We start from the raw sequence: 19,497 nt of genomic DNA, 5'->3' as shown, positions 1-19,497 counted from the left end.
GGCCTAGATAGGTCTCAAGACCGCGCTTAACACAGGCATACGCGCGTCATTCTGCCACCGTTAAATCGGATCGGTAGCATGGCTGACACTCCCTTCCCTCTCCCGCGCGGCCGGCGCGAAACCGCCGTGCTGAACGGTAATGGCGGCACGGTCTATGGACCTTTCGCCGAGTTCGGGATTTTCGACCCAGAAGACGTCAAGGTTTGGGCGAAACCGGCGGGGGCCGTGTCGTTCCTGCCCGTTGGCGGCGTTGTCGTCACGAAGGCGGCTGCGACGGTTTACAGCACCTTCACCGTCACGTTCCCGGCTCCAGTGCCCCCAACGACAAAGTTCGTAGTGCGCGGCCACCGGACACCCAAGCGCGACGTTTCTGTGCTGCGAGGTGGATCTGTATCCTCCCAGCAGCTGGAAGCCGAGTTGTCGCGGATCGCAGCGACTCAGCAAGAACAGGTCCGCGATGCTGAATATTCCTGGCAATCGGAACCCGGAAAGCCGGGCGGTTATATCCGCTCAGGTTTGCGGAACCACGTGGCCGTGTTCGACGCGGACGGCAACATTGATCAGGAAGAAAACTTCACTGTGGAAGGCTTTCAGACCGATGTGATCGAGACGCAACAAAACCGCGAGCGTGCGGAAGCGGCCGACGAGAACGCCGCCTTCAGTGCGTTGCAGGCGCTGGAAGCGGCAAAGGATGTCCAGGGCGTCGGCGCTGTGGCTGCAAACCTGAACGACATTCTGACGGCCGCCAGGATCGGCGGCTATGTCGGGCAAGTCTTCGACCTGCCGCTAGCCTTCTTCCAGAAAACCGGGCTGTTCGGGGCCTATTACAACATTCGCAAGCTGCAGTACCTGTTCCAGGATTTAGCAGGCACAGTGCCAGTTACCGGGCCGGGTCAGCCAGTCGGCGTCATCCTCGATCTATCCGGACATGGCATGCACCTGATCGCCGTGGATGATGCTTCGAGGGGAACGCTTGTAGAGCTGAACGGCACGTTCTGGATCCTCACCACGTCCGGCGTCACACGCTATCGGTCAGCCGCTTCGCGAACTGTTCGGATGCCCTGCTACATCAACGCCGCAGTGCTCCGCGACGAGGAAACCGGCAATGGTGGCTTCTTGGGTTTCGCTGGTGACAGCAACAACCGCTTCCAGATCGTCGGGCGAAATGCGCAGAACCGCGCTCAGGCCATCCTTCGCAACGCCGCGCACGGCCAGGTCGCAGTTTCGAGCGAGTTCGAAGAAGGCCCACTCGATGCTGTCATGGTGATCGATACCCTCGCCACCGAAGGCTTGATCGACATTGGCGTAAACAATGCGCAGCCGCGTGAAACCCTTGCAACAAGCTGGACGGCAGCATCGGCGAGCGCCGGAGCAGAACGCTACGTGCTCAACATCAATTCCCTGACCGGTGCGGCTGGCAACAAGATCCTGTTCGGCGGCGGCATGATCGTCGAGGGAAACCCCGGCAACGATCGTGATTTGCTCGTGGACTTCTGGCGGCGGCAGTGCGAGCGCCCGGCGGCAACCACCGATATCAACATACTGGTAATCAGCGACAGCACCGGCGATGCGCAATACGAATGGGTGTTCCTGTTCGCGCAGTGGCTGGCGACACAATACCCGTCGCATTTCGTAGGCTATCGCCTGTTCAACAACTACTTCGAGAAGAAGAAGCAGTATTCGCCGGAAATTACGGTGTCCAACCCCGCGAAACAGCTTGGCGCGATCCGGATCTACAATGCGGCAATTGCCGGCAGTCAGCCGAGCCAGTTCATGGGCGACAATTTTCAGCCCATTATCGCCGGCATACCGAGGCCGAACGTCATCATCTGGAACCACGGCTACAACATCCAAGCCAAGACAGCGGCGCAAACGAGCTATGCAGGTCAATTCATGGGGCCCATGGATCAGGTTCGCCTGCAATGGCCGGGTGTGCCGCACATGGCCATCCGTCAGCCCCCTCTGCGGGACAACAACAACATGGCGCCAGTGGTCGCGGCGCTTGATTTCGTCGCCGGTCAGTATGGCGACATGTTGTTGGCCGACGTGCACACCGACTTCATCAATGCTGGCAAGCCGGCAGCATGGTACAATCCGGATGGGCTACATCCCTCTGAGACTGGGGCGCCGCAATGGTTGCCAAAGATCCAAGCGATGTGGACAGCCAACTTTCCACAATTGGGCGCAGCGCCAGCATTCAGCGCCATCAAGGGGACTAACCTTCTTAGCAACGGCAAGTTCGCCGACCTGTCAGGCGGAGTGCCGGCCGGGTGGACGAAGATCGGCGACGGCGCTATCCGCGCCGATGCCTCGCATCGGTTCAATGATGCGCCTTATTCCGTTCGGATCGCGAACGGTGCCGGCGCAGCGACCGGCCTGCGACAGATTATCAACGCTGTGCCGTTGCGCGGACTGACTGTCACGTTGCGCGTGGTGATTGATATCATAGCGCCAGGCCTGACGGCGGGCCGCCTAAGGCTAAGCTCGGATGGAGCGGGAGCGCCTTTCGCCATCAACTTCAATGGCGAGAAAGGCGGCCAAGGCTTCCGCATGATGGTTGCCAGCCTCACGGTTCCGGCAAACGCCACCGCCATCACTGTTGACCTTCTGGCGGCCGAAGCCGCCGGAGCAGATGGCGGAACGATCGCATTGGCCGAAGCCACGCTCGTAGCCGGCAACGTGCCGCGTGCCCCGCTCAGTTAAGACAGTATGCCCTACCGGCATTTGACGGCCTCGCACGCCCCTTAATCTCGCAGACCTCATCGGAGGTCTGCCTGTGGCTGTCGGCAATTTTGCGAACTGTTTGAACGTGACACTCGCCTATGAAGGCGGGTGGGCTGAGCACCCAAAAGATCCGGGTGGCGCCACCATGAAGGGCGTGACGCTCGCCACGTTCCGCCGCTGGAAGCCGGGTGCGACAAAGACGGATCTTCGCAACATTTCGACGGAAACGCTGCAGAAGATCTATCGTGCCGATTATTGGGAGCCGGTGAAGGGCGACACGCTGGCACGTGGCGTTGATCTTGCAACCTTCGACTATGGCGTCAATTCCGGCCCTGCGACGGCCCGCAAGCAGCTTCTTAAGGTTCTGGGTGGCACAGACGCGGAAACCGTCAAGCGCCTCTGCAAGGCCCGTTTATCGAGCTACCAGAGCTTCAAGACATGGATCACATTTGGCAAGGGCTGGACGGTTCGTGTTACGGCGGTCGAAGCCAAGGGCGTGGCATGGTCGCTTGTTGCCGATGCGCCTGTTGACGCCCCTACCCCGTCACCGGCAGAGGCTTTGAAGGCTGAGGGCATCAAGGCGGCATCGACGGCGAAGATCCAAGGCAACGGCGGCTATGCTTCCGCCGGCGGCGCTGGCGGCGGTGTCGCAACGCCCACGCACGCCGACAACCTTGACCAGCTTGCAACCTGGCTGCTCGCCGGCATCGTGGTTGGTGCGATCGCGCTGGCCGTTTATCTTCTCTGGCGCAGTCACATCAACAAGAAGCGGGCCGAAGCCTACCGAGCCGAAGCCGCCATTGTCGAAAGCGGTGCAGCATGAGCGCTCTGGCTGGCATCCTGATTGCAGCCGCCGGCAAGGTCGGCGCTCCCCTCATCAAGGGCGTTCTAGAAAAGCATCTTGGCGGCGTAACCGGAGATCTCGCCGGCACGATCATCGACACGATCGCCGAACAGGCTGGCGTGCCGATCGACAAGCTTCCGAATTTGCCAGCGCCCGAGCTCGAAGACGCAGTGCGGCGCGTGGAAGAGATCACGCCGGCGCTTATCCTCGCCCAGGTTGAGCAGCAACGTGAGGCCAATAAGCTGATGCTTGCTGAAATGGACAAAGGCGAAGCCGGTTGGACGTGGATGTGGCGGCCGGCCTGGATGTACCTGCTCGCCTTCTTCTGGATCTGGGTCATCGTCGTGTTGCCGATCGTGCGCCTTGGCACGGGCACGGCCGTCGAGCTGCCGGTTGATGCGGCAACCCTGATGACGCTGACCGGCCTTTATCTCGGCCTCTACATGGGCGGGCACACGATCAAGGCCGGCATCGAGAAATGGAAAGCGTAAGCGTGCAACCGCGAGTCACGATGTTCGTTGCTTTAAACGAGGGGTTCATCCCGTGAGCGAGGACAAGTCAATGCAAGTGCAGAAGGCCACCTTGGCGATGAACTTCAATATCCCAACGCTGCTATCCGTTGGCGGCGTTATAGTTGCCGTTGTGACTGGCTGGGTCCAGCTCGACTCGCGCATCGGCACGATGGAAAGCTATCGCGCCGATCGCAGCCGCAGCACTGACGCGAATTTCGCTGCGATCAACGCACAGCTGAACCTGCTGTCGAATATCCCCTATCGCGTCCAGCAGACGGAAACCCGGCTCGATGAAACCGGCAAGCGCATCGACCGCCTGTCCGAAACGATCCTCAATTCGCTCGACAATATCCGCAAGGACGTGAACGGGCTGTCCACCCGCGTCGAAGTTCTCTCTGGGAAGATTGACACTCTGGCGGATAAGCGGGCACAAGCTGGATCGCAAACCGGTTCATTCCGGTAGCTTCTTACGGAAAAAGACAGGCACTTCCTGTAAGCCTCTGAATTGCTTTGACCCTGCATTGATTTGGGACCAGAGGGTCGGGAGTTCGAATCTCTCCACTCCGACCATTATTTCCCAAGGACTTCCTGCAGGATAGCTAGCGAGGCGGCAAAGGCCCGGCGCATGGTCTCTGCATATCTCTTTTCAGCCTGTGACAATTTATAATCGCAGGCTTTGCATCCAAATCGTGGCTGCTCTATTGAAGCATCAAAATGCGTGCGGCTGGAGCTGCACAATCGCCTAGCCCAGGAGCTCGTCATGTCCGCCAGAATCTTCAGCCCCGCCAAGACCGCCATGCAGTCGGGCAAGGCGAAGACCGGGTATTGGGTGCTGGAATATGATCCAGAAATGCCGCGCAAGATCGATCCGCTGATGGGCTACACGTCTTCCGGCGACATGAAGAGCCAGATCCGCTTGACGTTCCACACGCAGGAAGAAGCCGTCGCTTATGCGGAAAAGCACGGCATCGATTATCGTGTGCAGGAGCCCAAGGAGAGCCGCCGCCGGCAGATATCCTACTCCGACAACTTCCGCTACGAACGCAAGACGCCCTGGACGCACTGATCCAGTGCTATCAGCGCTTCAACGCGCTCCGGTCCCGTAGCTCAGCTGGATAGAGCACCGGCCTTCTAAGCCGATGGTCACAGGTTCGAATCCTGTCGGGATCGCCACTCTTCTTGAAAGGCTTGGCCGGGCTCAGCCGGCCTGCAGAACCAGAGTGGTGCGCGTTCCGCCGACGCCGTCACCATAGCTGATGGTGCTGCCGAGCGTGGAGGCCATGGCTTTCACGATGCGGGAGCCGAGGCCGGTGCCTTTTGCGACGCCCAGTCCATTCCAGCCAATACCGTCATCTTCAACGATGAGAACCGCCGTTTGTTCGTCTGAACGGCGCACGATCAAACGCACTTCGCCATCCTGATCGTCTGGATAGGCATATTTGAAGGCGTTGGTCAGGAGCTCTGTAACGATCATGCCGACAGACACGGCGCGGTCGGTCGGGATCGTAAATGATTCCAGCTCAAGCTTGACCCGCGACCGGTAGCCGGTGGCTGCCATGGAGGCGTCCAGCTCGGACACGAGCGTGGAAAGATACCCATCGAGCGCGACGCTTTTCACGTCTTCGGAGGTGTAAAGGCTGCGATGAAGATTGGCGATGGCGGAGATCCGCGCCTGGGTTTCTGCGAGAGCTTCCTTGGCGCCGGGATCCTGGATAGCGGACGCCTGCATGCGCACGAGGGCTGCAACAAGCGCAAGCGAATTGGCCACGCGGTGATTGACCTCAGCCAGCAGAAGCTCTGCGCGATCCTTCGCGCGCCGAATCTCATTTTCCGCTTCGATCTGGGCGTGGCGCATGCGCGCGGCGGTAATCGCCTGTTCAAGCGCCTTGGCAAGCAGGGCGATGAAGTCTTCGCCCACCGATTTCAGCACATAATCGTCCGCACCCGCCTTGAGCGCATCGACGGCAATGGAAGCTTCCATCGACCCGGTAACGTAAACCACCGGCGGCGCGTCGGCTTGATCGCGCAGCGCGTTCAAGACGCTCAAGCCGGTACCGGACGCGAGATAGTGGTCCAGCACGACGGCATCAAAGTCGCCTTCGCGAATGCCTGCCAGACCGCTTTCTATGTCGCTTGCGTTCTCGACCTCGAATCCGCGGCGCGCCAATGACTTCGCGACCAGCCTTACAAGGGCCGGGTCGTCGTCGATATGAAGAATGCGGACAGGCCGGGTATGCAAGTTAGGCGGTCTCCGGAACCTGCATCACCGAGAAGAACAGGCCGAGCTGGCGGATGGCGTTGGCAAAGCCCTCATAGTCGACCGGCTTGGTGATATAAACATTTGCCCCAAGATCGTAGCAGCGCTGGATTTCGCGCTCGTCATCGGTCGTGGTCAGGATAACCACTGGCGAGCGGCGGGTGTGCTCGTTTGCCTTGACGCGCTGCAGAATATCGACGCCCGTCATATCAGGCAGGTTCAAGTCCAGTAAAATGAGTAGCTGGCGACCGGCATTGGCAGAGCCGGATCCATCAGGACCCAGCAGGAATTCCAGCGCCTGAGTGCCATTGGCGAAGGGAACGATAGGATTGTTCACGCCGGCGCGACGAATATTCTTCTCGATCAGGCGCGCATGGCCCTCATCGTCTTCGACCATGACGATCGTGACCGGTTTAGGATTGTCACTCACTACACTTCACTCCTTACCACGGTTCTCAGGTCCAAAGGCAGTTCGATCGTGAAGGTCGAACCGCGGCCAAATTCAGATTCCACACTGATATCGCCTCCGAGGCTGCGTGTCAGCGTTCGCACATGCGCAAGGCCAATGCCCTCGCCTGCTTTATCCTGTGTGCCCGCCCGACGAAACAGGTCAAACACGCGTTCATGATCTTGTTCGGCAATGCCGCGCCCGTTGTCTTCCACGCTGAGGGTGAAGCGATTGCCAGGCTTGCGCTCTGCCTTCAGGCGCAACCGCAGCGCGCGATCCTTGGCGCTGTACTTCACCGCATTGTCCAGGAGGTTGCCGACGATCTGCTCCAGCGACATGCGATCGGATACAATGCGCGGCACAGCGACGTCGATCGTCGCTTCACCATTGTCTTCGACGATCTGATGCTGGACGCTGGCAAGCGTATTCTCAAGCATCGTCTTCAGATCGATTGGCTCAGGCTTGAGCGGGCGCCGGCCTTCGCGGGAGATCTTCAGAATGGCGTTGATGAGCCCGTCCATCTTCTTGGTGGACGAGCGAATAAAGCCGATCGCTTCGGGCAGATCCTCTTCAGCCGCGAGCTTGGCCTCTTTCGCGTCGCTCTCCGTGGCCTTGCCCGGCTCGGCCAGAACATAGTTCTGGATCGTCTTCATCGTTGTATCGAGTTCGGCGGTGAAGCCCATGATGTTGACAAGCGGAGCGCGCAGATCATGCGTTACGATATAGGCGAAGCGCTGCACTTCCTCGTTGGCCCGCAACAGGTCCTGCGTACGCTCCTGAATGCGTGACTCGAGGCCGACATTCATGGCTTCGACTTCGGCGCGCGCTTGCATGATTTCGCGTGTATAGATGATCGCAGTCCAGACCGAGCCACCAACCACGAGAAGAATGATACCGCCGCCGATCAGCGTGACCAATCGCAACGCCGAGAAGTTCCGGGCCTGGCTGGTCAGTCCCTGCAAGGATTGCTCATCAGCCGCTTCGATCGTTTCAGCGAAGAAAGCGTCCGCCTCCTCCATCAACTCCTTGCCGACATTCGTGCGGACACGCGCAATCGCTTCTTCGCGGCGACCGCTCTGCGCCAGCTGAATCGTATCCGCTATTTCCGCGAGCTTGGCCGTGATCGCCGCATCGAAGCGACCGACATCGACACGGTCACCAAGCAGTGGCTGAACGGTTGCCGCAAGCCGCCCGTAAAGCGGTGCGATGCGGCCAACTTCCTGCTCGTAGGGTTCGAGATATTGCGGATCATCGGTCAGCAGAAAGCCGCGCTGGCTGCTTTCAACGATCTGAATGGAGTTGCGCAGATTAACGGTTGCCGCGCGCGTGATGCGCCATTGTGTCAGCGTATCCGAAATGGCCTCCGAGCGCTGCGCAAGCCAGAACGTCGCGCCGACAATCGCCAAAAGCGCGGCAAGACCGATCAACAGGAACAATGCGGCACTGCGCATGAATCTGGCGCGGGAAGTAGACATGAAGCGTTGACCCTCGGATACCGCTTCCTTGATCGAAGAAGAGGCGAGACGCCAGCGGAAAAGTGGAGTTTTGCCGATATTTACGCAGGTTCATCATGTTTGTGGCAACGATCGCAAACCTAGTGATCGCCAGCCCTAGGTTGCTCGACCGTCCGATACCAGAACCTCGGCAGCCAAAGCGCGCGTGATCGGACGTCTTTGCTCGAGGGCTGCGCGGTCTATGTCTTCAACGGCGGTAATCGCTGCAGCAAGCGAGCGCTCGATTCGCCGCGTGATGAACTGCACGACATGCGGTTCGATCTCGATCTGCCGGTCGGCGAAGAGCTTTGTCACGACCGCGCTCAGCAGCATGTCGCCGGGCTCGCCGATATCCACGACCGCTGCCGTCTTCAGCCGCGAAGCGAGATCAGGCAGCGTGACAGACCATGCAGCGGGTGCATGTTGCGCGCTCATCAACAAAGTGGCGCCGCCTGAGCGAACGGCATTGATCAGGTGGAACATAGCAACCTGATCAATGCGCAGAGCGTCGGCATCATCAAGTATGATCGGCCGCCCCTCTTCGGCAGCATCAATCGCGGCATCATAATCGGCTACCGCGTCGATCGCGCCGGATTCCTCGCAAAAGATCGACAGGAGGTGCGACTTTCCCGAACCCGACGGTCCCACAAGAAGCGCCAGAGGCGCTGACCAGTGTGGCCACCGGTCAATGAGGTTCAGCGCTGCGGCGTTTTCCTGCGATCCGACAAAATGGTCGCGGCTTTGGCCCGGGCGATGACCGAGGTCGAGCGGGATTTGGCGTGCTCCAGAAGACATAAATCAGACGATCACCTGACCAGCCTTCCCCTTGTAAAGCGGGGAAGCAAGGTAGCGCGCAATCATGAAGCGGACGAGGACGCCGACAGCGGCTGCAGCTGGCACGGCGAGGAGCAGGCCGACAAAGCCGAACAAGGAGCCGAAAGCGAACAAGGCAAACATCAGCCAGACCGGATGCAGGCCGACGCTCGAGCCAACCAGCTTCGGCTGAAGGATATTGCCCTCGATGAACTGGCCACCGAAGAAGATCGCCGCAACCAGAACCACCATCGGCCAGTCCGGCCAGAACTGCACGAAGGCCACGCCGATCGACAACACAAGTCCGACGAGCGAACCGACATAAGGAATGAAGCTGATGAGGCCGGCGAACAAGCCGATCAGCAGGCCGAAGTTCAGACCGACCATGGTCAGACCGACCGCATACATCGCGCCCAGGATCAGGCAGAGGGTGCCCTGCCCGCGCACGAAGCCGGCCGTTGCCCTGTTCACATCGCGGGCGAGCTGGCGCACGGTGTGAATGTGATCGCGCGGAACGCAGCGGTCGATCGTCGCGATCATCCGGTCCCAATCAAGCAGCATGTAGAAGGCGACGACCGGCGTCACGACAAACAAGGCCACCACATCCACGATCGCCTTGCCGGAGTTCCACAGCGACTGCAGCAGCGTCGTGATGAAGCCGACGCCTTGCGTGACAAGCCCGCTCAATGCCTCGCGCAAAGCTGCCGGCTCAACGCCGAAGTTCTCCCGCAGCCATTCGGGATCGAAATCGGTAATCAGCGCCTGCAGGTTGGTGATGTATCCTGGAACATTGGAGATGAAATCAGACAACTGCGAACTCAGAAGCGGCACGATGATGATCACCACTAGCACCACGGCCAACAGGAAGCCGATCAGGATCATGATCGTCGCCATGAGGCGTGAAAGACCCAGTCGTTCCAGGCGATCCGCGACGGGGTCGAGGAAGTAGGCCAGCGCCATGCCGGCCACGAAGGGCAGCAGGATCGAACTGAAAACCACGAGAAAAGCGATGAAGCCAAGCAGGGCTGCGCCCCAGAACAGTGCGGTGCGCGCAAAGCGCGCGTTCATCAGGGATGGTGTCGCGTCGTTTGCCAACACAAGACTGTTTGTCTCGACAAGAGCAGGCTGGGTATCTGTGGGCACTTGGGAGGCCAGGCGGTCAGCCGTCGGAAAGATTGGATCTGCCATAACCGCTCATATGCCTCAGCCAGCGCACGAGATAGGCCGCCGCGGAAGCGACGGTCAAGGAGGCGGAGATATATATAAGTGCGCTGCGCAAGGCACCACGATTCCAGCCCGATGCGAGTTCCCCCAGAACAACAAGCGCGAGCAAAATTTGAAAGGTCGTATTGGCCTTGGACACGAAGAGCGGCTTCATGGCGACGGGATTGCCCATCACGGTGGCCAGCATCACGCCGCCGATGATCAAGGCGTCGCGCGATACCGCTGCGACAACGATCCAGAGCGGCAGCTCGCCAAGCAATCCAAGCACCACGAAAACGCAGACGAGAAGCAGCTTGTCTGCGATCGGATCGAGATAAGCGCCGAGTTCGCTTCGCTGATTGAAGGTGCGCGCGATGAAGCCATCGACGCCGTCTGAAACGCCGGCGACCAGAAAGCCGACAAAGGCCCACCCCATATTGCCGCCAAGAAGCGCCAGCACCACGCAGGGAACCAGGAAGAACCTGATCAGCGTTATGATGTTGGGAATGGTCACTTTAGGCCTTCTTGCGTCCATGATTCTCGGATCAAAGGGCCTCTAGCACGTTGAAGCTTGTGGTCGAAGAGCGTGTCCAACTTGCGAGCGAAGCTGGCGCATGCGAAGAGCGCAAAAGCGGCGGCAAAACGGAGCGAAAGACCATGACGGGCGAGCAGGACAAGCTCACTTACGCGCAAGCAGGCGTTGACATCGATGCCGGCAATGCCCTCGTCGACAAGATCAAGCCGATCGTGAAATCGACGCGCCGACCGGGTGCAGATGGCGAGATCGGCGGCTTCGGCGGCTTGTTCGATTTGAAGGCCGCGGGCTTCACCGATCCTGTTCTGGTTGCGGCCAATGACGGCGTGGGCACCAAGCTGATGGTGGCGATCGAGGCCAACAAGCACGACACTGTCGGCATCGACCTCGTCGCCATGTGCGTTAACGACTTGGTTGTGCAGGCAGCCGAGCCGCTGTTCTTCCTGGATTATTACGCCACCGGCAAACTCCTCCCGGATGAAGGTGCGGCGATCGTCGCCGGCATCGCCGACGGCTGCCGCCAGGCAGGCTGTGCGCTGATCGGCGGCGAAACGGCCGAGATGCCGGGCCTTTATCGCGAAGGCGAATACGACCTCGCAGGCTTCGCCGTCGGTGCAGCCGAACGCGGTGCGCTGTTGCCGACGGACGACATCGTCGATGGCGACGTGATCCTCGGCCTGTCCTCATCCGGCGTGCATTCCAACGGCTTCTCGCTCGTGCGCAAGATCGTGGAACGCAGCGGCCTGTCCTATGCCGATCCGGCACCTTTCGCGGAAGGCTCCTCGCTTGGCGAAGCCCTGCTGACGCCGACCCGCATCTATGTTCGACCCTTGCTGAACGCGATCCGCGGCACGCATGGGATCAAGGCACTCGCCCATATCACCGGCGGCGGCTTTCCCGACAACATTCCGCGCGTTCTGCCGAAGGATTATTCGGCCGAGCTTGATCTCGATACGATCACCGTCCCACCCGTTTTCTCGTGGCTGGCTGAAGTGGGCGGCGTAGAGCCGAACGAAATGCTGCGCACCTTCAACTGCGGCATTGGCATGATCGCGGTTGTGGCTGCAGGACAGGCCGCGCAGGTCGCTGCCGTTCTCCAGCAGGAAGGCGAGACCGTCACGCCGATCGGCCGGATCGTTCCGGCGCGCGAAGAGCGCGTTGTTTATAACGGCATGCTCGCCCTATGAATGGACCACGCAAGCGTGTCGTTGTTCTGATTTCTGGACGCGGCTCCAACATGAAGGCGCTTATAGAAGCGGCCCGGAATCCCGCCTATCCCGCGCAGATCGTCGGCGTCATTTCCAACCGATCCAATGCTGCCGGGCTCGACTTTGCGGCGCGCGCAGGGATCCCGACGCGGGTCATCACCAAGTCCGATCATCCGGATTCCGCCTCGCAAGATGCCGCGCTGGAACGCGCGCTCACGGAGTTTGGCGCGGAGCTGATCTGCCTTGCCGGCTACATGCGCCTTCTGACGCAAAGCTTCGTGTCGCATTGGAGCGGGCGGATGATCAACATTCATCCGTCGCTCCTTCCGCTCTTCAAGGGCTTGCATCCGCATCAACAGGCGCTGGACGCCGGTGTGCGTCTGCATGGCTGCAGCGTTCATTTCGTGACCTTCGAGATGGATTCCGGTCCAATCATCGCACAGGCCGCCGTACCGGTTTTAAGCGGCGACACCGAAGACAGCCTGTCTGCCCGCACGCTTGCGGCAGAACACAAGCTTTACCCCCTCGCCCTCCAGCTTCTGGCTGAAGGCAAGGTGCGTATGGACGGCGACAAGGCTGTTTTCAGAACAGCCGAAAGCAACACTGCCGCGATGCTGATCTCACCCGATCTAGTTGAGCAGGGTCCCGATCTCGAGGCGCTCGCCCGCTCCACGCCCTGACGCGTCACTGGTTGCGCTGTCCACCTTGCGCAGCCAGACATGCGTGTCGTGCACGACCAGTCCACCATAAGGCGGACCGGAATCGGCGCTGGTCAGCGTATTGATGCCTTCGCCATTGATGTGCGCCGAATTCGGCCAGATACCCTCGGCGATCACGACGCCCGGAAGCACGCCCTCAAACAGCTTGACGTGCAGCGCAACCTCGCCGCGATGATTGCCGATCTTGGCAACATCACCGTCGCCAAGCTCCAGCTTCGTTGCATCTTCCGGGTTCAAGAGCAGTTCCGGACGCCCTTCCCGCTTCAACGATCCCGGTGTTTCCGTGAAGCTCGAATTGAGGAAGGACCTTGCCGGCGACGTCACGAGGCGGAACGGATGGCTTTCATCTGCCCCTTCGATCAGGTCGACATGATCCGGATAGGTCGGCAGCCGTGAATAGTCGCCCTGGGCGCCCATCGATTTCGGCGGCTTGTTGGGCGCCGGCGTGTTGATCCAGTCCGGCCGGAACCGGTACTTACCGTCAGGATGGCCGAAGCCGTTGACGAAATGCGCGTCCTCGAAGGGTGGCTGCATGTCGACGAAGCGCTTTTCCTGTAGTTCGGCAAAGGAGCCGAGCCCGCGCTTTTCGAGGATGATGTCGATATGCTGCCGCGCGGTCAGGCCGAAGCCGGGCTTATCGGCCACCCCCAGTCGCCTTGCCAGTTCCTCGATCACATAAAGGTTGGGACGGGGCCCCAGCGGCGGCTCGACCAGTTTGGGACCGAGCGTCACATGCTGCTGCCCGCCGCCCTTGTAGATGTCGTCGTGTTCCACGAACATCGTGGCCGGCAGAACGACATCGGCGAGCTTAGCCGTATCGGTCATAAACTGCTCATGCACGCAGGTGAACAGGTCTTCGCGCAGGAAACCTTGCCGGACCAGTCGCTGTTCAGGCGTGACATTTGCCGGATTGGTGTTCTGGATCAGCATCGCCGTCACCGGCGGGCCACCATAAAGTGCTTCACGATCGCCGGTCAGGATGCGTCCGATCTTGGACTGGTCGAGATGCCGGATCTTCGGATCGAGCATCTCGCGTCCTTCGATCAGGCGCGTGTCCAGCTTAAACATGCCGGAATTGGAGTGGAAGGCACCGCCGCCCTCATAAGCCCAAGCGCCCGTTACCGCCGGGATCGACAGCGCGGCATGCATGTTGACTGCGCCGTTGCGCTGACGCGAGAAGCCATAGCCCAGCCGGAAGAAGGTGCGCTTTGTGGTGCCCACCAGCTTTGCAAACAACTCGATCTCCTCGACACCGAGGCCGGTGATCGCTGCAGCCCATTCCGGCGTGCGCTCCCGCAGATGCGCTTCCAGACCTGCTGGATCATCCGTGTAGCGCTCCAGAAATGCACGATCCGCCAGCCCATCGCGGAACAGCACATGCATCACCGCACAAGCCAGCGCGCCATCCGTTCCCGGCCGAAGCACGAGGCCGAGATCGGCCTGTTTCATCGTTGCGTTGTCGTAGATGTCGATCACGACGATCTTGGCGCCGCGTTCCTTGCGGGCGCGAATGGCGTGGGTCATTACATTGACCTGCGTGACCACGGCATTGGTGCCCCAGATCACCACGCAATCCGATTTCGCCATTTCGCGCGGGTCGGCACCACGCAAAGCACCTGCACCCATCATCCAGCCTGTCCAGGCAAGATTGGTGCAGAAGGAATCAAAGGTGTTGGAATATTTCTTGGCGTGGCGCAGCCGGTTCATGCTGTCGCGCTGCACCAAGCCCATCGTGCCGGCGTAATAATAAGGCCAGACGGTTTCGCTGCCATATCTCGCTTCCGCCGCCTGAAATTTCTCGGCGACGAGATCGAGCGCGGCTTCCCAGCTCGCTTCCTTCCAAGCGCCCTCACCCTTCGCACCGGCGCGAATCAACGGCTTCAACAGGCGATCGGGATGATGGACGCGCTCGGCATAGCGAGCGACCTTCGCGCAGATCACACCGGCCGTGTAGCTGTTGTCTTTTGCGCCATAAAAGCGGCCGACCTGCCCGTCGACGATCTCGATGTTCAGGGCGCAGGTGGACGGGCAATCATGCGGGCAGGCCGAGTGGCCGATGGTGGTGCGGACATGGGTGTTCATGCGAGCCAAACTAGCCGGTTTCCTTTCCGCCGTGTAGAGCGTGCGCTGACGAGGACGAACATATCTGATGAACTATCGACACGCTTTTCATGCCGGCAATTTCGCCGATGTCTTCAAGCACGCGGTGCTTGCGCGGCTGATCGACTATTTGAAGCGCAAGGAAGGCGCTTTCCGCGTCGTCGACACTCATGCGGGCATCGGCCGCTATGATCTGCAGGCGAGCGAAGCCACCCGCACCGGCGAATGGCAGGGCGGGATCGCTCGGCTGATGAACGAGCGCTTCGATCCGGATGTCGAAGCCCTGCTTCAGCCCTATCGATCAGCCGTCGATGCGCTCAATCCAGATGGCAATCTTCGTTATTACCCCGGCTCGCCGCTTGTTTCCCGTTATCTTCTGCGCAAGCAGGATCGCTTGTCGGCGCTGGAATTGCATCCTCAGGATGCAGATACCTTGCGTTCTGTCTTCACCGGCGATCATCAGGTCCGGGTCATCGAACTCGACGGCTGGCTTTCCATGGGCGCCCATTTGCCGCCGAAGGAAAAGCGCGGGCTCGTGCTTGTTGATCCGCCGTTTGAACAACCCGGCGAGTTCGACCGCATGGCCGAAGGTTTGCTGACCGCGCATCGTCGCTGGCCGGGTGGCATCTACGCCTTCTGGTACCCGATCAAGGATCTGGCCGCTGTGCAGCGCTACCGCGAAAGCCTTGCCGCGCTGGGCATCCCAAAGATCCTGGACACCTGGCTGACGATTCGCGGTTCAGCCGAGGAAGCTGGCTTGATCGGCAGCGGCATGGCGATCATCAATCCGCCCTTTACGCTCGAACAGGAGCTGGCCACCCTGCTTCCAGCCTTGTGCGAGTGCCTTGCCGAGGATCAAGGTGCGTCTTCCGGGACACGGTGGATCGCTCGCGAACATCGGTAAGCTTGTTCTTCGTGGCGGCTTGACCTGATCGGGTTGACCGGGCAAGTGCGGTGCACGACATTCATCGCAACCTATCGTTTCAACATCGCGGGGCTTCCAATGGCGCGTGGTTCGTTTCTCCTCAAGGCAGCGGCTGTCTTGGCTGTCAGCCTGGCGAGCTTCAGCGCGCCGACCGCACAGGCCGCCGATTACATTCAGGTCATGCCGGAAGCCGATGCCGGTTTCTGCATGAACACCAGCGTGCTGGGTCGTATTCAGTCCAAGTTCGAGCATCAGGTCACGCACGTGCCTGCCCTGCCGAAAGTGGCAATTGCCGAGTTCCACAACATCACGCTTCGCCGCTGGCTGCCGGCCATTCCGGAAGAACGCCCGATCGCACGCCTTTATTGCGGCGCGACCGTCAGCCTGTCGGACGGCATGCAGCGCAAGATCTGGTATCTGGTGGAAGAAGGCATGGGCTTTGCCGGCACCGGCTACAATGTCGAATTCTGCGTGGACGGCTTTGATCGCTGGAATGTTTATAGCGGTGCGTGCCGTATCCTGCGGTGACAAGCCTGCGCGCCGGGCTATGCCTGGCTGCCACGCTTCTTCTTGCCGCCTGCCAGCCGCCTGAGTCCTCATCCGGCGAGGCCGATGCCCCGCCTTCGCTGAGTGCCGATGCCATCCCGCAAGGCACCGGCTTCGACTTCTATGTTCTCAGCCTTTCCTGGTCACCGAGCTACTGCCAGGCAGAAGGCGAGCAGGCGAATCGGCAGCAATGCGGCCGTCGAGATCCACACGGCTTTGTGGTTCATGGCCTCTGGCCGCAATTCGAGCGCGGCTATCCCGAATTCTGCAAGAACAGCGAACCGGACCGCGTTCCCGACTCGCTGGTTGCCGACTACCGCGATCTCATCCCGTCAGCCGGCCTGATCGGCCACCAGTGGCGTAAGCATGGTTCGTGCAGCGGCTTGTCGCAGGTGGACTATTTCGCAACCACGCGCGCTGCACGCGACAGGATCACCATACCTGCCGCGTTGAACGGCGATTCCCAGCCGGTGTCTCCCAAGGCGATCGAGGATGCGCTGACTGCCGCCAATCCCGGTCTCGAAGCACGTGATATGGCGGTCAGCTGCAAGGCCGGCCTCATCCGCGAAGTTCGCATCTGCCTGTCCAAGAACAATCTGGATTTTCGCGCCTGCCCCGAGATCGATCGGCAAGGCTGTTCGCGACCGGCTTCCATGCCCGAGGCGCGCTGAGTTTCTTCACCAAACTGTCGGAGACCGAATGCCCAAGATCCTCTTTTCCAACGCTTCGCCTTACAGCGCCAAGGTCCGAATGGCGGCGCATCAGGCGGGCATCGCATTCGAGCCCGTTACCACGGAGACCGTCAATCCGCCCGCTTCGTTGATCGAAGCCAATCCACTCGGCAAGATCCCGGTGTTCATTCCCGATGATGGCGGTGCGATCTATGACAGCCGGGTCATCATCCAATATCTGAACCGCGAAAGCAAAGGCTCGCTGTTTCCGCGCAACGGCGCGAAGCGCCTGGAAGCCGAGCAGATGGAAGCATTGTGCGACGGGATCTGCGATGCAGCACTGGCGCATGTCTATGAGCGACGCATGCGTCCCGAAGAGCATGTGAGCCAAACCTGGCTCGAGCGGCAGTGGGACAAGGTCGAGCGGGCGCTTGATCTGGTGAACGATCAGAAGATCAGCCTGCCGACGAAAGTGCATGCCGGCCATCTCGCACTGCGTGCGACCCTCGCCTACCTGGCGCTCCGCTTCGAGGGCAAGTGGGAGAAGAAGCGCGGAAAGCTGACGCGCTGGGCGGATCGTTTCGACCGCAAGTTTCCGGAACTGGCGAAATACCTGCCGAAAGGCTGAACCAGTTTCCTGATTACAGGCACAAAAAAGCCGGGCATTGAGCCCGGCTTTTTCGTTCGTTGGATGAGAAGCTTAGAACTTCACACCGAGACCAACCGAAACCTTGTGGTCGGTGGTGCCAACGTCCTGAGCGAAGCCGCCCGTGTTGAACGTGTCGTCCGACAGGTCGGTGTAGCGATACTCGACGCGACCGAAGACCTGGTCGGTGAGCTTGGCATCAACGCCGGCGCCGACGGTGTAGCCGAGCAGGGTCTGCTTGTCGTTGCCGAGTTCGTTCGACACTTCAACGCGCTCAGCAGCGCCACCAGCCGTACCATAGATCAGGACGCGGTCGGTTGCTGCAACACCAACGCGAGCGCGGATCGAGCCGTTCAGGCCGCCTTCAACCGTCTGGCCGCCAGCCGAACCGTCAACGCCGCTGTAACCAACGTCGCCTTCAACACCGTAAACGAGGTTGTTGGTCTGCCAGTTGTAGCCAGCGAAGCCCGAACCAGCGAAACCGTCGGTGTCAGCGTCCGGTCCAACGAGACCGTTGCTGCGGCCTTCGAAGCCGTAGGAAGCCACGGCACCAGCGTAGGCACCAGCCCACGAAGCAACCGGAAGGGTTTCCATGGCGATCGGTGCCGGTGGCTCTTCCATGATCACGTCAGCTGCCTGGGCGGAGGCGGCAGCGAAGAGGGCTGCAGCACCGGCGAGAACCGCAACAGAGCGGCCGTACTTGTTCGTCAGGTTCATTCTCGTACTCCTTGTACACAGGGATCTGCTTGGGACAAATCCAACCACTGCGGGTAATCAAGAGCGACGTGTGAACGCCGTCTGTGCCCTACGAGGATGAAAATGGTCTCGAAATACGGCTGAACAAGACCTCAAAAGCGAAGTTTCCCTGTCAGCATTGTGGCAGAAACGTGATGTTGCCGGATCGCCACAGACGGGTCAAAAGTTTAATAAAATCTTATGGTTACGATTTCGCAGCTCGTCATGGTTAAGGTTTGGTTGAACCGCTTCAAACGCCTATATTCACGCTAGAAGCGGTGAGTCACGCGCTTCTTTTCCAACCCAGATCATCAAGGTTCTAGACTCATGACCGCATTGCCCGTTGCCTTGATCACCGGCGGCGCACGTCGGATCGGCCGAGCAATCGCTCTCGACCTCGCCAGCCACGGATTGCCTGTGGTCATCCATTGCCACCATTCGCATGAGGAGGCTGACGGCCTCGTTGCGGAAATCATTAAAAATGGCGGCAAGGCTGCTCTTGTTCGTGTCGACCTCAGCGACACCGATGCGCTTGATGGGTTGATTGCGGAGGCGGCCGGCTGTTTCGGCCCCCTCGGCCTATTGATAAACAATGCCTCGATCTTCGAGGAAGACAGCGCACAGGACTTCGACTGGGAGACTTGGGACAAGCATTTCGCTGTTCACGCCAAGGCACCCGTGCAGCTTGCCCGCGCCTTTGCGCAGCAGCTCGGTTCGGATGGTGATGGATTGATCGTCAACATCATCGACCAGCGGGTGTGGCGACCGACACCACGCTTCTTTTCCTATACGCTGTCCAAATCCGTTCTTTGGACGGCCACCCAGACGCTGGCGCAGGCCTATGCGCCGCGGATTCGCGTCAACGCCATCGGCCCCGGCCCCACCCTGCCCAACAGCCGACAGGATCAGGCCGATTTCGACGCACAGGTTTCAGCGCTGATTCTGGAGCGCGGCCCGGATCTCGCAGAATTCGGCGCAACGATTCGCTATCTTCTGGAAGCCAAATCGGTGACCGGGCAGATGATCGCTCTGGACGGCGGCCAGCATCTTGCCTGGCAAACGCCTGATGTTGCGGGAATCCCCGAATGAGCGCGGGTCATCCGAAAAGCGTTTCGCAC

20 protein-coding genes and 1 tRNA gene are annotated in these 19,497 nt (G+C 60.2%); 13 read left to right on the top strand and 8 right to left on the bottom strand.

Features of this window, described 5'->3' with window-relative positions; all coding sequences use genetic code 11:
• Window positions 1-78: 78 nt before the first annotated feature.
• From JYU29_RS04930 to JYU29_RS04905, 6 genes are all read left to right on the top strand, one after another.
• Complete coding sequence (locus JYU29_RS04930; protein ID WP_213983604.1) at window positions 79-2,703, top strand: SGNH/GDSL hydrolase family protein; 2,625 nt, start codon at window positions 79-81, stop codon at window positions 2,701-2,703.
• Window positions 2,704-2,776: 73 nt separating this feature from the next.
• On the top strand, window positions 2,777-3,547 hold the full coding sequence (locus JYU29_RS04925) for a glycoside hydrolase family 108 protein (protein WP_213983603.1): 771 nt from the start codon (window positions 2,777-2,779) through the stop codon (window positions 3,545-3,547).
• Complete coding sequence (locus JYU29_RS04920; RefSeq protein ID WP_213983602.1) at window positions 3,544-4,059, top strand: 3TM-type holin; 516 nt, start codon at window positions 3,544-3,546, stop codon at window positions 4,057-4,059. Before JYU29_RS04925 ends, JYU29_RS04920 begins: the two co-directional genes overlap by 4 nt.
• A gap of 70 nt (window positions 4,060-4,129) precedes the next feature.
• A complete protein-coding gene (locus JYU29_RS04915) occupies window positions 4,130-4,543 on the top strand; it encodes a hypothetical protein (protein ID WP_213983601.1) in 414 nt (137 codons plus the stop codon).
• A gap of 297 nt (window positions 4,544-4,840) precedes the next feature.
• Window positions 4,841-5,146 (top strand): ETC complex I subunit, encoded by a 306-nt coding sequence (locus JYU29_RS04910; RefSeq protein ID WP_213983600.1) that lies wholly within the window; start codon window positions 4,841-4,843, stop codon window positions 5,144-5,146.
• 30 nt (window positions 5,147-5,176) lie between these two features.
• Window positions 5,177-5,253, top strand: a tRNA-Arg gene (locus JYU29_RS04905).
• Window positions 5,254-5,278: 25 nt separating this feature from the next.
• On the opposite strand, the gene JYU29_RS04900 is transcribed toward JYU29_RS04905, so the two are convergent.
• The 6 genes from JYU29_RS04900 to JYU29_RS04875 form a co-directional block, all read right to left on the bottom strand.
• On the bottom strand, window positions 5,279-6,319 hold the full coding sequence (locus tag JYU29_RS04900; RefSeq protein ID WP_213983599.1) for a sensor histidine kinase: 1,041 nt from the start codon (window positions 6,317-6,319) through the stop codon (window positions 5,279-5,281).
• 1 nt (window position 6,320) lies between these two features.
• Complete coding sequence (locus JYU29_RS04895; RefSeq protein WP_213984273.1) at window positions 6,321-6,734, bottom strand: response regulator; 414 nt, start codon at window positions 6,732-6,734, stop codon at window positions 6,321-6,323.
• Window positions 6,735-6,766: 32 nt separating this feature from the next.
• Window positions 6,767-8,260, bottom strand: a complete 1,494-nt coding sequence (locus JYU29_RS04890; protein ID WP_213983598.1) for a sensor histidine kinase — start codon at window positions 8,258-8,260, stop codon at window positions 6,767-6,769.
• Between the two features lie 135 nt (window positions 8,261-8,395).
• On the bottom strand, window positions 8,396-9,073 hold the full coding sequence (locus tag JYU29_RS04885) for an HdaA/DnaA family protein (protein WP_213983597.1): 678 nt from the start codon (window positions 9,071-9,073) through the stop codon (window positions 8,396-8,398).
• A 3-nt stretch (window positions 9,074-9,076) separates the two neighbouring features.
• Window positions 9,077-10,279 (bottom strand): AI-2E family transporter, encoded by a 1,203-nt coding sequence (locus tag JYU29_RS04880; protein ID WP_431192822.1) that lies wholly within the window; start codon window positions 10,277-10,279, stop codon window positions 9,077-9,079.
• On the bottom strand, window positions 10,251-10,808 hold the full coding sequence (locus JYU29_RS04875; RefSeq protein ID WP_213983596.1) for a CDP-alcohol phosphatidyltransferase family protein: 558 nt from the start codon (window positions 10,806-10,808) through the stop codon (window positions 10,251-10,253). The genes JYU29_RS04880 and JYU29_RS04875 overlap by 29 nt, the downstream gene beginning before the upstream one ends.
• Before the next feature lie 143 nt (window positions 10,809-10,951).
• On the opposite strand from JYU29_RS04875, the gene purM reads away from it, so the two are divergent.
• Both purM and purN read left to right on the top strand, forming a co-directional pair.
• The gene (gene purM, locus JYU29_RS04870; RefSeq protein ID WP_213983595.1) at window positions 10,952-12,016 is read left to right on the top strand and encodes a phosphoribosylformylglycinamidine cyclo-ligase; all 1,065 of its coding nucleotides are present in this window, start codon (window positions 10,952-10,954) and stop codon (window positions 12,014-12,016) included.
• Window positions 12,013-12,717 carry a phosphoribosylglycinamide formyltransferase gene (gene purN, locus JYU29_RS04865; RefSeq protein WP_213983594.1) on the top strand — a complete coding sequence of 235 codons (705 nt, stop codon included), beginning with the start codon at window positions 12,013-12,015 and terminating at the stop codon, window positions 12,715-12,717. Before purM ends, purN begins: the two co-directional genes overlap by 4 nt.
• Here purN and JYU29_RS04860 read toward each other — a convergent pair.
• Entirely contained in the window at window positions 12,667-14,838 is a 2,172-nt protein-coding gene (locus tag JYU29_RS04860; protein WP_213984271.1) for a molybdopterin oxidoreductase family protein, read from the bottom strand. The two genes, purN and JYU29_RS04860, sit on opposite strands and share 51 nt — an antisense overlap.
• Window positions 14,839-14,905: 67 nt before the next feature.
• Between JYU29_RS04860 and JYU29_RS04855 the strand changes: the two genes are divergently transcribed.
• From JYU29_RS04855 to JYU29_RS04840, 4 genes are all read left to right on the top strand, one after another.
• Complete coding sequence (locus JYU29_RS04855) at window positions 14,906-15,760, top strand: 23S rRNA (adenine(2030)-N(6))-methyltransferase RlmJ (RefSeq protein WP_213983593.1); 855 nt, start codon at window positions 14,906-14,908, stop codon at window positions 15,758-15,760.
• Window positions 15,761-15,859: 99 nt separating this feature from the next.
• The gene (locus JYU29_RS04850) at window positions 15,860-16,309 is read left to right on the top strand and encodes a hypothetical protein (RefSeq protein ID WP_213983592.1); all 450 of its coding nucleotides are present in this window, start codon (window positions 15,860-15,862) and stop codon (window positions 16,307-16,309) included.
• Window positions 16,306-16,998: a ribonuclease T2 family protein gene (locus JYU29_RS04845; RefSeq protein WP_347879850.1), complete on the top strand. Its 693-nt coding sequence runs from the start codon at window positions 16,306-16,308 to the stop codon at window positions 16,996-16,998. The genes JYU29_RS04850 and JYU29_RS04845 overlap by 4 nt, the downstream gene beginning before the upstream one ends.
• Before the next feature lie 28 nt (window positions 16,999-17,026).
• Window positions 17,027-17,626, top strand: a complete 600-nt coding sequence (locus JYU29_RS04840) for a glutathione S-transferase (RefSeq protein WP_213983591.1) — start codon at window positions 17,027-17,029, stop codon at window positions 17,624-17,626.
• 72 nt (window positions 17,627-17,698) lie between these two features.
• Here JYU29_RS04840 and JYU29_RS04835 read toward each other — a convergent pair whose 3' ends face one another.
• Entirely contained in the window at window positions 17,699-18,361 is a 663-nt protein-coding gene (locus JYU29_RS04835; RefSeq protein ID WP_213983590.1) for an outer membrane protein, read from the bottom strand.
• A gap of 345 nt (window positions 18,362-18,706) precedes the next feature.
• On the opposite strand from JYU29_RS04835, the gene JYU29_RS04830 reads away from it, so the two are divergent.
• A complete protein-coding gene (locus JYU29_RS04830; protein ID WP_213983589.1) occupies window positions 18,707-19,468 on the top strand; it encodes an SDR family oxidoreductase in 762 nt (253 codons plus the stop codon).
• Window positions 19,469-19,497: the final 29 nt, after the last annotated feature.

This window comes from Tianweitania aestuarii (assembly GCF_018457165.1).
GTDB classification, from domain to species: domain Bacteria; phylum Pseudomonadota; class Alphaproteobacteria; order Rhizobiales; family Rhizobiaceae; genus Tianweitania; species Tianweitania aestuarii.
The sequence above is the reverse complement of the archived record's forward strand: the minus strand, read 5'-3'. Positions and strand labels throughout refer to the sequence as shown.

Excerpts from the sequence above, each read along its gene's own strand:
- JYU29_RS04840 (WP_213983591.1), top strand. The coding sequence starts at position 17,027 with ATGCCCAAGATCCTCTTTTCCAACGCTTCGCCTTACAGCGCCAAGGTC.
- JYU29_RS04880 (WP_431192822.1), bottom strand. The coding sequence starts at position 10,279 with ATGGCAGATCCAATCTTTCCGACGGCTGACCGCCTGGCCTCCCAAGTG.
- JYU29_RS04830 (WP_213983589.1), top strand. The coding sequence starts at position 18,707 with ATGACCGCATTGCCCGTTGCCTTGATCACCGGCGGCGCACGTCGGATC.
- JYU29_RS04885 (WP_213983597.1), bottom strand. The coding sequence starts at position 9,073 with ATGTCTTCTGGAGCACGCCAAATCCCGCTCGACCTCGGTCATCGCCCG.
- JYU29_RS04920 (WP_213983602.1), top strand. The coding sequence starts at position 3,544 with ATGAGCGCTCTGGCTGGCATCCTGATTGCAGCCGCCGGCAAGGTCGGC.
- JYU29_RS04895 (WP_213984273.1), bottom strand. The coding sequence starts at position 6,734 with ATGGTCGAAGACGATGAGGGCCATGCGCGCCTGATCGAGAAGAATATT.
- purM (WP_213983595.1), top strand. The coding sequence starts at position 10,952 with ATGACGGGCGAGCAGGACAAGCTCACTTACGCGCAAGCAGGCGTTGAC.
- JYU29_RS04930 (WP_213983604.1), top strand. The coding sequence starts at position 79 with ATGGCTGACACTCCCTTCCCTCTCCCGCGCGGCCGGCGCGAAACCGCC.
- JYU29_RS04835 (WP_213983590.1), bottom strand. The coding sequence starts at position 18,361 with ATGAACCTGACGAACAAGTACGGCCGCTCTGTTGCGGTTCTCGCCGGT.
- JYU29_RS04860 (WP_213984271.1), bottom strand. The coding sequence starts at position 14,838 with ATGAACACCCATGTCCGCACCACCATCGGCCACTCGGCCTGCCCGCAT.
- JYU29_RS04855 (WP_213983593.1), top strand. The coding sequence starts at position 14,906 with ATGAACTATCGACACGCTTTTCATGCCGGCAATTTCGCCGATGTCTTC.
- JYU29_RS04850 (WP_213983592.1), top strand. The coding sequence starts at position 15,860 with ATGGCGCGTGGTTCGTTTCTCCTCAAGGCAGCGGCTGTCTTGGCTGTC.
- purN (WP_213983594.1), top strand. The coding sequence starts at position 12,013 with ATGAATGGACCACGCAAGCGTGTCGTTGTTCTGATTTCTGGACGCGGC.
- JYU29_RS04910 (WP_213983600.1), top strand. The coding sequence starts at position 4,841 with ATGTCCGCCAGAATCTTCAGCCCCGCCAAGACCGCCATGCAGTCGGGC.
- JYU29_RS04890 (WP_213983598.1), bottom strand. The coding sequence starts at position 8,260 with ATGTCTACTTCCCGCGCCAGATTCATGCGCAGTGCCGCATTGTTCCTG.
- JYU29_RS04915 (WP_213983601.1), top strand. The coding sequence starts at position 4,130 with ATGCAAGTGCAGAAGGCCACCTTGGCGATGAACTTCAATATCCCAACG.